General features: G+C 65.5%; 11 protein-coding genes. 7 read left to right on the forward strand and 4 right to left on the reverse strand.

The annotated features are described in order from the left end of the window. The first annotated feature begins 406 nt into the window (after nucleotides 1-406). Genes dapF through GH737_RS10375 form a run of 6 tightly spaced genes read left to right on the forward strand, consistent with a single transcriptional unit; the run spans nucleotide 407 to nucleotide 5,714 of the window. The gene (gene dapF, locus GH737_RS10350) at nucleotides 407-1,207 is read left to right on the forward strand and encodes a diaminopimelate epimerase (protein WP_155264747.1); all 801 of its coding nucleotides are present in this window, start codon (nucleotides 407-409) and stop codon (nucleotides 1,205-1,207) included. Continuing rightward, nucleotides 1,204-2,454, forward strand: coding sequence for a MiaB/RimO family radical SAM methylthiotransferase (locus tag GH737_RS10355; protein ID WP_155264748.1), 1,251 nt, complete (start codon nucleotides 1,204-1,206; stop codon nucleotides 2,452-2,454). The genes dapF and GH737_RS10355 overlap by 4 nt, the downstream gene beginning before the upstream one ends. Continuing rightward, the gene (gene ftsY / locus GH737_RS10360) at nucleotides 2,451-3,368 is read left to right on the forward strand and encodes a signal recognition particle-docking protein FtsY (RefSeq protein ID WP_155264749.1); all 918 of its coding nucleotides are present in this window, start codon (nucleotides 2,451-2,453) and stop codon (nucleotides 3,366-3,368) included. The genes GH737_RS10355 and ftsY overlap by 4 nt, the downstream gene beginning before the upstream one ends. Continuing rightward, nucleotides 3,365-3,979: an inner membrane-spanning protein YciB gene (locus GH737_RS10365; RefSeq protein ID WP_155264750.1), complete on the forward strand. Its 615-nt coding sequence runs from the start codon at nucleotides 3,365-3,367 to the stop codon at nucleotides 3,977-3,979. Before ftsY ends, GH737_RS10365 begins: the two co-directional genes overlap by 4 nt. Then, nucleotides 3,976-4,956, forward strand: coding sequence for an ABC transporter ATP-binding protein (locus GH737_RS10370; protein ID WP_155264751.1), 981 nt, complete (start codon nucleotides 3,976-3,978; stop codon nucleotides 4,954-4,956). The genes GH737_RS10365 and GH737_RS10370 overlap by 4 nt, the downstream gene beginning before the upstream one ends. Further along, nucleotides 4,953-5,714, forward strand: a complete 762-nt coding sequence (locus tag GH737_RS10375) for an ABC transporter permease (RefSeq protein WP_155264752.1) — start codon at nucleotides 4,953-4,955, stop codon at nucleotides 5,712-5,714. The genes GH737_RS10370 and GH737_RS10375 overlap by 4 nt, the downstream gene beginning before the upstream one ends. Here the strand turns inward: GH737_RS10375 and GH737_RS10380 are convergent. Both GH737_RS10380 and GH737_RS10385 read right to left on the reverse strand, forming a co-directional pair. Further along, nucleotides 5,704-6,354: a superoxide dismutase gene (locus GH737_RS10380; RefSeq protein ID WP_155264753.1), complete on the reverse strand. Its 651-nt coding sequence runs from the start codon at nucleotides 6,352-6,354 to the stop codon at nucleotides 5,704-5,706. The two genes, GH737_RS10375 and GH737_RS10380, sit on opposite strands and share 11 nt — an antisense overlap. Nucleotides 6,355-6,513: 159 nt before the next feature. Continuing rightward, the gene (locus tag GH737_RS10385) at nucleotides 6,514-7,494 is read right to left on the reverse strand and encodes a retroviral-like aspartic protease family protein (protein ID WP_155264754.1); all 981 of its coding nucleotides are present in this window, start codon (nucleotides 7,492-7,494) and stop codon (nucleotides 6,514-6,516) included. 174 nt (nucleotides 7,495-7,668) lie between these two features. Here GH737_RS10385 and GH737_RS10390 point away from each other — a divergent pair, with 174 nt between their 5' ends. Then, nucleotides 7,669-8,310, forward strand: a complete 642-nt coding sequence (locus GH737_RS10390) for a PilZ domain-containing protein (RefSeq protein ID WP_196233100.1) — start codon at nucleotides 7,669-7,671, stop codon at nucleotides 8,308-8,310. On the opposite strand, the gene GH737_RS10395 is transcribed toward GH737_RS10390, so the two are convergent. Next, nucleotides 8,311-8,751 (reverse strand): PilZ domain-containing protein, encoded by a 441-nt coding sequence (locus tag GH737_RS10395; protein WP_155264756.1) that lies wholly within the window; start codon nucleotides 8,749-8,751, stop codon nucleotides 8,311-8,313. It abuts the gene before it with no gap. 13 nt (nucleotides 8,752-8,764) lie between these two features. Then, the gene (locus GH737_RS10400; RefSeq protein WP_155264757.1) at nucleotides 8,765-9,400 is read right to left on the reverse strand and encodes a DUF938 domain-containing protein; all 636 of its coding nucleotides are present in this window, start codon (nucleotides 9,398-9,400) and stop codon (nucleotides 8,765-8,767) included. Nucleotides 9,401-9,430 lie beyond the last annotated feature (30 nt).

The raw sequence follows: 9,430 nt of genomic DNA on the forward strand, positions 1-9,430 counted from the left end.
GTCCCCATTCGGNGGCCGTCCGCCCCGCCGATGGCCCTGGGCAGGTCCGCGCGGCGGTCCGCGGCGGTCGCGCTCCGGCACCCGGTCGATCGGCCGCGATTGCTGCATCTGCTGGCGCGGGCCGACCGCATAGCCTTCCTTCAGCAGTTGGGTGAAAGCGGCGCGGGTGCTCTCGGCGATGGCGGCCTGCAGCTCTTTTGGTAAATCGGCGAAGGTCACGTTGGCGTGGATCGCCTGCACGTCGCGGAGCAACTTGTTCGGAAGCCCGCCCGACCCCTTCTTCAGCGCGGCGATGCCGTCGAGCACCGCCGAGAAAAGGATCGATTGCATGACGTCGCTGGCGGCTCTCGGCATTCTACCCTCACAGGTGGACTAAGCTGTAGACGCTCCCTAAGTCACGCGCCCGATGCGCCGCCACTTCCACAAGATGCATGGTCTCGGCAACGATTTCGTGATTGTCGACGCGCGGCAAGAGCCGTTCGAGGTCACGCCGGCGCTAGCCCGCGCGATTGCCGACCGGCGCACCGGCGTCGGCTGCGACCAGCTGATCGTGCTCGAGTCCAGCGACAGCGCCGACCTCAGGATGCGTATCTGGAACAGCGACGGCGGCGAGGTCGAAAGCTGCGGCAACGCCACGCGCTGCGTGGTCCGGCTCACCGGCGCGACGACGATCGACAGCGCCGGCGGATTTCTCGAGGGCGAGAACCTCGGAGCAGAGGTCGAGGTCGTGATCGGTCAGCCGCGCTTCGGCTGGGACGAGATTCCGCTCGCTTACCCGATGGAGACGGCCGCGCTGCCGATGGCGTGGGATGAGCTCGAGAAGCCGTTTGCGGTCAACGTCGGCAATCCGCACCTCGTTTTCTTCGTGCCCGATGCGCGCGAAGTGGCGCTGGAGGAGCTCGGGCCGAGGATCGAGAACGATCCCACCTTCCCCGACCGGATCAACGTCAACGTCGCGACCTGTGTCCATGACCGTGTGAAGCTGCGGACCTTCGAGCGCGGCGCCGGAGAAACGCTGGCGTGCGGCACCGGCGCCTGCGCGAGCGCGGTCGCGGCAATTGCTACCAGGCGCGCCGAGTCTCCGGTGCGGGTGGACATGACCGGCGGCAGGCTGACCGTCGATTGGGCACCCGGAGAGCCGATCCGGATGCGCGGCGCCGCGACGCATGTGTTCGAGGGCGAGCTCGACCTCGGGGCGCTGTCATGAATGTCGAAACGATCACGCTGGGCTGCCGCCTCAACTTCGCCGAAAGCGAGACGATCGCGCGCACGGCGGCTCCCGGCGAAGACTGGATCCTGGTCAACAGCTGCGCCGTGACAAACGAGGCGGTGCGTCAGACGCGCCAGGCGATCCGCCGCGCGCATCGCGATCGGCCATCGGCCCAGATCCTCGTCACCGGCTGCGCGGCGGAACTCGACGCGTCGTCTTTCGCGGCGATGCCGGGCGTTAGCCGGGTCGTGGGAAATGCAGAGAAGCTGCGCGTATTCGCCACACCTCGTCACCCCGGCCTTGAGCCGGGGCCTGCCTTTCTTGGGACCGCAGGAGCAAGACGGATCCCGGGTCAAGCCCGGGATGACGAATGGCGTGACGTCATGGCGCCATCAGGCTTTCACGGACACGTCCGCAGCTTCGTCGCGGTGCAGACCGGGTGCGATCACCGGTGCACCTTCTGCTCGATCTGGCAGGCCCGCGGCCGGAGCCGCTCACTTCCGTTCGAACTCATCCGGGACGCGACCGCGCGAGAGATCGACCGAGGCGCGAAGGAGATTGTGCTGACGGGCGTCGACATTACCGATTATGAAGGCGGCATCGGAACGCTGTGCCGGCGCCTTCTCGCCGCCGAGCCGCGGCTCCGGCGCCTGCGGCTCTCATCGCTGGACGGCGTCGAGATGGACGATGCATTGTTCGAGCTGATTGCCGGCGAACCGCGCCTGCTGCCGCACTTTCACCTGTCGCTTCAGGCCGGCGACGACCTCATCCTCAAGCGGATGAAGCGGCGGCACAGCCGCGCCGATGCGGTACGCACGATCGAGCGAATCAAGCGCGCGCGACCGGATGCGACGATCGGCGCCGACCTCATCGCCGGGTTTCCCACCGAAACTGAAGACATGGTCATGAACAGCTTGAAACTGCTCGATGACTGCGACGTCATTGCCGCCCACATTTTTCCGTTCTCACCTCGTCCCGACACACCGGCTGCCCGCATGCCGCAGCTACCCCGCGAGCTTGTGAAAGCCCGCGCCGCGCGCCTCCGCCAAGCGGCCGCCGAACGCCGCCGCCGCTGGCTCGAGAGCCTGGTTGGCACTCGCCTGTCACTCCTGATCGAAAACGGCGGCAAAGGACATGCGGACAATTTTGCGCCGGTGATCCTCCCTGCGGCTTCGCGCGGCGAGACCGGCTTGGCGCGTATCACCGGCTGCGACGGCGACCGTCTGACGGCGGTGTGGGCATGAGCTGGCTCGACCGCCTGCGTGGCGGCTTTCAGAAGACTGCCGACCGGGTTGCGGACAATCTCACCGGCCTGACCAGCCGCGCGGCCCTCGACACGGCGACCCTCGACGACATCGAGGAAGCGTTGATCGCGTCGGACCTCGGGCCGGAAGCATCCCGCCGCATCCGCGAAGCGATCGCCCAGCAGAAATTCGAGCGTCTCGACGAGCGCGGCCTCCGCACCATCCTTGCCGAAGAGATAGAGAAGATCCTCGCTCCGGTCGCCAAGCCGCTGGAAGTGTGGGGCTTTCCGCGCCCACACGTGATCCTGGTGATCGGAGTCAATGGCTCGGGCAAGACGACCACCATCGGCAAGCTCGGTCGCTGGCTAAAAGACGAAGATTACGGAGTGCTGCTCGCCGCCGGCGATACCTTCCGCGCCGCGGCAATCGAGCAGCTGAGGATCTGGGGCGAGCGGATCGGCGCACCGGTGATCTCGGGAAAAGAGGGCGGCGACGCGGCGGGCATCGTCTTCGACGGAGTCAAGCAGGCCACCGCCGAAGGCATCGACGTACTGATCGTCGACACCGCCGGCCGCCTCCAGAACAAGACCCACCTGATGGAGGAGTTGTCGAAAATCCGCCGCGTGCTCGGCCGCCTCAACCCCGAGGCACCGCACGATGTCCTCCTCGTGCTCGACGCCACCACCGGCCAGAACGCGCTTGCTCAGGTCGAGGTGTTCCGCGACAGCGCGGGCGTGACGGGGCTCATCATGACCAAGCTCGACGGCACCGCGCGCGGCGGGATCCTGGTCGCGGCAGCGGAGAAGTTCGGCCTCCCGATCTACGCGATCGGGGTCGGCGAGACGGCTGATGACCTGCGGCCGTTCGAACCGCGCGCGGTCGCTCGCGCCATCGCGGGGCTCCCGCCAGAATGACCGCGAAGCAAGAGCCGCAGGGCGGCGCCAGGCTGCTGATCGACCTCGGGCCGCTGCTCGTCTTCTTCCTGGCAAATTTCCTCGCTCCAGTGCCGGCGCTGCTTAAAATTTTTGTCGCCACCGGCGCCTTCATGGTCGCGATGATCGCCGCGATGCTGTTCTCGGCGATCCGCTACCATCGCTTCTCGCCCTTGCTGTGGTTCTCGGGGATCATGGTCGTGATCCTCGGCGGCCTGACGATCTGGCTCCACGACCGCACCTTCATCCAGATGAAGCCGACGATCTATTACGTGCTCGTCTCCGCCCTCCTGTGGTTCGGGCTCGCGACCGATCGGCCGCTGCTTCAGCGCGTGCTCGGCAGCACCTACCCAGGACTCGATGAGACGGGGTGGATGAAGCTCACCCGCAACTGGGCGATCTTCTTCGCATTCATGGCCGTCCTCAACGAGGCGGTGTGGCGCAGCACCTCCTGGGACTTCTGGATCGGGTTCAAGTTGTGGGGCGCCCTCCCCCTCACCTTCCTGTTCGCCGCGGCCAACATCCCGATGCTGCTCCGCCACGGCCTGATGAAGGAGGAGGCCGTGCCGGTGGAGCCGGGGCCGATCGAATGAACGACGCGATCCTCTCGATCCGCGGCCTCAGGAAGACCTACGGCACTGGCGTCGACGCGCTGAAGTCCGTCGACCTCGACATCCGCCGCGGCGAGATTTTCGCGCTGTTGGGCCCCAACGGCGCCGGCAAGACGACGCTGATCAACATCGTCTGCGGGATCGTCACCCCGAGCGCCGGCGAAGTGTTGGTCGACGGCAGGAACTGGCAATCGGAATTCCGCTACGCCCGCGAGCGAATCGGCCTTGTTCCCCAAGAGCTTACGACGGAAGCCTTCGAGACGGTCTGGAACACGACCAGGTTCTCACGCGGACTTTACGGCAAGCCGCGGAACGACCCTTATGTCGAAGACCTGCTCAAACGGCTTTCGCTGCTCGACAAGCGCAAGTCGGAGATGCGTTTCCTCTCCGGCGGCATGAAGCGACGGGTGATGATCGCAAAGGCGCTCTCCCACGAGCCCGCGATCCTGTTCCTCGATGAACCGACTGCGGGCGTGGACGTCGAACTGCGGCGCGACATGTGGGAAGTGGTGCGCAAGCTTAGGGCGGACGGCACGACGATCATCCTCACCACGCATTATATCGAGGAGGCCGAGGAAATGGCGGACCGCGTCGGCGTGATCAGCAAGGGCGCGCTGGTTGCGGTCGACGAAAAGCGCGATCTGATGGCGAAGATGGGGAAGAAGACGCTCGAGATCGTACTCGCCGATCCGCTCCCGGCGGTTCCACCCGAGCTCGCCGAATGGAAGGTCGACTTGGCGGATGAAGGCCACGTCCTGCGCTATCAATTCGACAGCCACGCCGAGCGCACCGGAATCGCCTCGCTGATGCGTCGGCTGAGTGAGCTCGGAATCGCCTACAAGGACCTGTCGACGCACCAGTCGAGCCTCGAAGAGATTTTCGTCGAGCTGGTCCACGGAGGCGGTCGAGAGACAGTCCCTGGACAGGGGCTGTCGCTTCCGGCGGGAGGCACGAAGTGAATCTCCACGGAATCGCTGCGATTTACCGGTTCGAGATGGCGCGCTGGAAGCGGACTTTGTGGCAAAGCCTGGTCACGCCGGTGATCACGACCGCGCTCTACTTCGTGGTGTTCGGATCCGCTCTCGGCAGCCGAATGACCGAAATGGACGGCGTCAGCTACGGCGCCTTCATCGTGCCCGGCCTGACGCTCCTCTCGGTGTTCATGCAATCGATCTTCAACGCGAGCTTCGGCATTTATTTTCCGAAGTTTGTCGGCACGATCTACGAACTGCTCTCAGCGCCGATCTCGAGCTTCGAGGCGGTGTTGGCCTATGTCGGCGCGGCCGTCACCAAGTCGGTCATCCTCGCGCTGGTGACGATCGCCACGGCGACCTTGTTCGTCCCGCTGCACATCGATCACCCGGTGGCAATGATGCTGTTCCTGGTCGGCATCAGCGCGGGTTTTTGTCTGTTCGGCTTCGCGATCGGCGTGTGGGCGCAGAATTTCGAGCAGCTGCAGATGATCCCGATGCTGGTCATCACGCCGCTGACCTTCCTCGGCGGCGCCTTCTACTCGGTTAAAGCGCTCGGCGAGCCGTTCCGGACCATCACCCTGTTTAACCCGATCGTCCACGTGATCAGCGGCTTCCGCTGGAGCTTCTATTCGGTAACCGACGTGCCGGTCTGGTCGAGCGTGCTGGTCACGCTGGCGATCATCGCCGTCTGCATGGCGGTGATCGCCTGGATGTTCCGGACGGGCTATCGGCTCAAGCAGTAACCGCGGCTTCCGCGCCCTGCTGGTTGGCGCGCTCCAGCCCGGTGCCGTCGAGATTCTCGCCGACGAAGTCCCAGTTGACGATGTTCTGGAGCACCGCGGTGGCGAACTTCGGCCGCTCGTTCCGATAATCGATGTAATAAGCGTGCTCCCACACATCGAGCGTGAACAGCGGCACCATGCCCTCGTGAACGATCGGTGTGTCGGCGTCGTGGAGCGAGGTGATGCGCAACGCGCCGCGGTCGAGCACCAGCCACGCCCAGCCGCTGGCGAAATGGTTGACCGCCTCCTCGTGCAGCTTCTGGAGCATCGCTTCGGCATTGCCGAACCCGTCCTCGATCAGCTTGGCGAGCTTGCCCGACGGCTGCTGTCCCTGCGAAGGTGCGAGGCATTGCCAGAAGAAGCTGTGGTTCCACAGCTGCGCGCTGTTGTTGAACAGCTTGTTGTTGGCGGTGCGCTTGGCGTCCTTGACCACCTGAAGCAGCGAAGCCCCGGACAGCTGGCTGTCGTTCTGCACCAGCTCATTGGTCTTGTTGACGTAGGCGCGGTGATGCTTGCCGTGGTGATATTCCAGGGTCTCGGCCGACATGTGCGGCGCGAGAGCATCCTTCGCATATGGAAGGTCGGGGAGCTGGAAGGCCATTTTTCGAGCGACTCCTTGGACTGTCGAAGCATCCGCTCGCGCGCGATGCCCGGATGTAATCCCCGCCCCCTCTCGTCTGTCGCGCCGGGAGCGCGGAAATTCAAGCCTTGAACCGGAGCGGCGAGACCCCATGGCAACACCATTGCGGCAGAATCGCGCTCATCTCATGCGTGCGGAGGCAAGCCGGACGTCGAGCTGGCTGGTTTCCGGAAGCACCACCCTGAACTTCCGGCTCGCGAAATCGATCGACACTTTCTTGAACGCACGGATCGCGTTCATGCCGAGAAGAAGCGCAGGCTTGCGGTCGAGCCCGAGCTTCGTGAAGGTATGCGCGTCGGCAAACACGATCGCGAGATTCTTGATCTTGAGCCCGCCGATCGCGATTTCGCGGACGAACATGTAATCGCCCGTGATCATCGCGCCGGTGACAGACTGCAGCTCGACTTTCTGCAGCGGATCGATCAATCCGTGCCCGACCAGTCTCCGGCGAAGCGCCTCGTTGCCGATGCTGAGCTGGGCTCCCGTGTCGATCACGACCGTGACCGAATGGCCGTTTGCCGAGGCGTCGGTGAGGACGAGCCGCCCGTTGCGCCGTGCCGCCTTGACCACGATCGTGCCCGGCTCGTCGCGGAAATCCTTCACTGCGGAAGGCACGATCGAGAGCGTGTCCGTCTCGAAGTCGAACTGCACCCGTTTGGAGCGGAGCGAGTCGACGCCGATGATCCCGTCGGCGCCCATGTCCGCGCGCTCGAGCACCGCCGCGTCGACGATCTTCACCGGCTTGCGCGTGAGCTCGAGGCTGGGAAGATCGGCGGTCGCGACCGTCGAAACGCCGGTGACCGTGTGCAGCGACGCGGCCTGGCCGCTCACCAGCCCCAACCGTCCGGCGAGCTCGCGCGAAACGGCTGTGCGGTCGGCGCCGGTGTCGACGAGAAAGCGGAACGGTCCGGCGCCCCCCAGCCGAACGGGCACCGTCAGCCGGTCATCATGCCCGGTCTCGAACCGCACGTCCTCGGTCTGAGTCTTGTCGTCGATATTGGGAATTCCGGCGACGGCATCGAGCTTCACGGGCGCCGATTGAGCAAGGGCCGCGCTTGAGCCGAAGAGCATCGCCAGCGCCGCGCACGTCTGCCGCATCATCACGACACCTCCGCTTTGCGACTGTTTTAGACCCGCACGACACTCGCGGCAATCGCCATCGATGAGGCGCAACCATCTGGTAAGGCTTGGCTGTTAGCACCATCGCCGGTGGGGCCGCCGGACACATCTGGGCGGATGGACAGATGCCTGATTTGTGCTTCGTCGGAGCCGGACGTGGAAGAACAAGCCGTCGAGACCACCGTTTATTCTCTAGCGCGCTCAGCGCCCGTCCAGCCGGACCGCCGCCACAGCGACCGTTTTCTCAGCCTCCTGCGCGTCGGAGCCATCGTGGTCGACGGACAGCGCGAGCTGTGCCTGATCCGGAACATCTCGGCAGGCGGGATGATGATCCGAGCCTATACGGATATTCCGGTCGGGACGGCGCTCTCCGTCGAGCTCAAGCAGGGCGATCCCGTCAAGGGGGTCGTCAAATGGGTCGAGGACGGCCTGACCGGGGTCACCTTCGATTCACCTATCGACGTGTTGCTGCTGCTATCCCCGCCCGGCGACGGGCCGCGCCCTCGCCTTCCGCGAATCGAGGTGGATTGCGTCGCCTGGGTCCGGCAGGACGGCGATATCGTCCGAATCCGCGTGCTCAACGTGTCGCAGGGCGGCCTCTGCGTCGAAGCGCGCTCGCCGCTCACCGTAGGCGCCGATGTGGTGGTCACTTTGCCCGGCCTGACCCCTGCGGCGGGCGTGGTGAAATGGACCGATGGGGGAGCCTATGGAGTCGCCTTCAACCGCGCCCTCGTCCTCTCCGATCTCGTCGGCTGGCTGCAGGAACAGCAGGATCAGCGGCGCAGGGCCGTCGCCTGATTATTCGCCGAGGGACCCCACGGGCGACGAAGTCATCCAACGCTCAAGCATCTGGCGTTCGTAGTCGCTGAGCGGCCTGCACGCGAGACCGGGGCGCCTGAAATCGGTCATCTCCGCCTTGCGCTTCGGAGCCGGCACATTGCGGAGCACCTGGTCGGCCTTGAGCGGCTCGTCGAAGGCCACGCCCGCATAGCGGCCGTGAACCCAGACGACTCGGCTCTCCCGCCGCAGGTCGTTGCGCTCGAAAAACGTGCTCGACCCTTCGGCCGGCAGCCGCTCGCCTTCGATCAGCGCGCCCTCTTCCGAAAGATTGCGCAGCTTCACCGCGACAGGCTTGCCGCGGACCTCGACGGTTGCGGCCAGAAGCACCGGCGAGCGCCGCGATCGGCGGTTCTTCATCATGCTGCTCTCGTCCATGCGGCCGATGACTAGCGCGTCCATGGTAAAGCTTCGTTTAACAGCGGGCGAGGAGAAGCATCATATTGTTCGCAGGCATCGCACGCGTTTCGACAAGCCGGAGGCCGGCATCCTTTGCCGCTCCGGTGAAATCCTCGACCTTCCGCAAGCCCCATTCCCGATCCCGCCTCCTGAGATCGGCGTCGAAATCGAGATTGCTCGGCGCAGGGGGTGTGTCGTCCGTCAGCCACGGGCCATAGAGGATCAGCGGCGCTCCCTGCGCAAGCAGCCGCGCCGAGCCCACAATGAGGCCGAGCGCCGAGGCCCACGGACTGATGTGAACCATGTTGCTGCTCAGCACCGCATCGGCTCGCTCGACCGGCCAGTCGGCCGATGCGGCATCGAGCACGACCGGCGCGCGAAGGTTCGGCAGGCCTGCTTCCTCTCGCGCGGCCGCGATCGACGCCAGCGCGTCGGGATGAATGTCGCTCGGCTGCCACTCGAGCGCCGGGAAGCGGTTCGCAAAATGGACCGCATGCTCGCCCGTGCCGCTGGCGATTTCGAGCACGAGGCCGCTTGACGGTAGCCAATCGCTGAGCACATCGGCGATCGGCTCGCGGTTCCTCAGCGCCGCCGGCGCGGAGCGGCGCACACCGGCCGCCCGCGCCTCGTAGAAGCGCCGCTCGTCGCTCATTCGGCGGCGGCGGCGGCGGGTTCGGGCGCG

Origin of the sequence: Sphingomonas segetis (assembly GCF_009720245.1) — a bacterium.
Taxonomy (GTDB): domain Bacteria; phylum Pseudomonadota; class Alphaproteobacteria; order Sphingomonadales; family Sphingomonadaceae; genus Sphingomicrobium; species Sphingomicrobium segetis.

What these genes read in the sequence shown, in the direction of transcription:
- GH737_RS10400 (WP_155264757.1), bottom strand. Translation starts at nt 9,400, where the DNA reads ATGAGCGACGAGCGGCGCTTCTACGAGGCGCGGGCGGCCGGTGTGCGC.
- GH737_RS10380 (WP_155264753.1), bottom strand. Translation starts at nt 6,354, where the DNA reads ATGGCCTTCCAGCTCCCCGACCTTCCATATGCGAAGGATGCTCTCGCG.
- GH737_RS10365 (WP_155264750.1), top strand. Translation starts at nt 3,365, where the DNA reads ATGACCGCGAAGCAAGAGCCGCAGGGCGGCGCCAGGCTGCTGATCGAC.
- GH737_RS10395 (WP_155264756.1), bottom strand. Translation starts at nt 8,751, where the DNA reads ATGGACGCGCTAGTCATCGGCCGCATGGACGAGAGCAGCATGATGAAG.
- GH737_RS10355 (WP_155264748.1), top strand. Translation starts at nt 1,204, where the DNA reads ATGAATGTCGAAACGATCACGCTGGGCTGCCGCCTCAACTTCGCCGAA.
- GH737_RS10370 (WP_155264751.1), top strand. Translation starts at nt 3,976, where the DNA reads ATGAACGACGCGATCCTCTCGATCCGCGGCCTCAGGAAGACCTACGGC.
- GH737_RS10385 (WP_155264754.1), bottom strand. Translation starts at nt 7,494, where the DNA reads ATGATGCGGCAGACGTGCGCGGCGCTGGCGATGCTCTTCGGCTCAAGC.
- dapF (WP_155264747.1), top strand. Translation starts at nt 407, where the DNA reads ATGCGCCGCCACTTCCACAAGATGCATGGTCTCGGCAACGATTTCGTG.
- ftsY (WP_155264749.1), top strand. Translation starts at nt 2,451, where the DNA reads ATGAGCTGGCTCGACCGCCTGCGTGGCGGCTTTCAGAAGACTGCCGAC.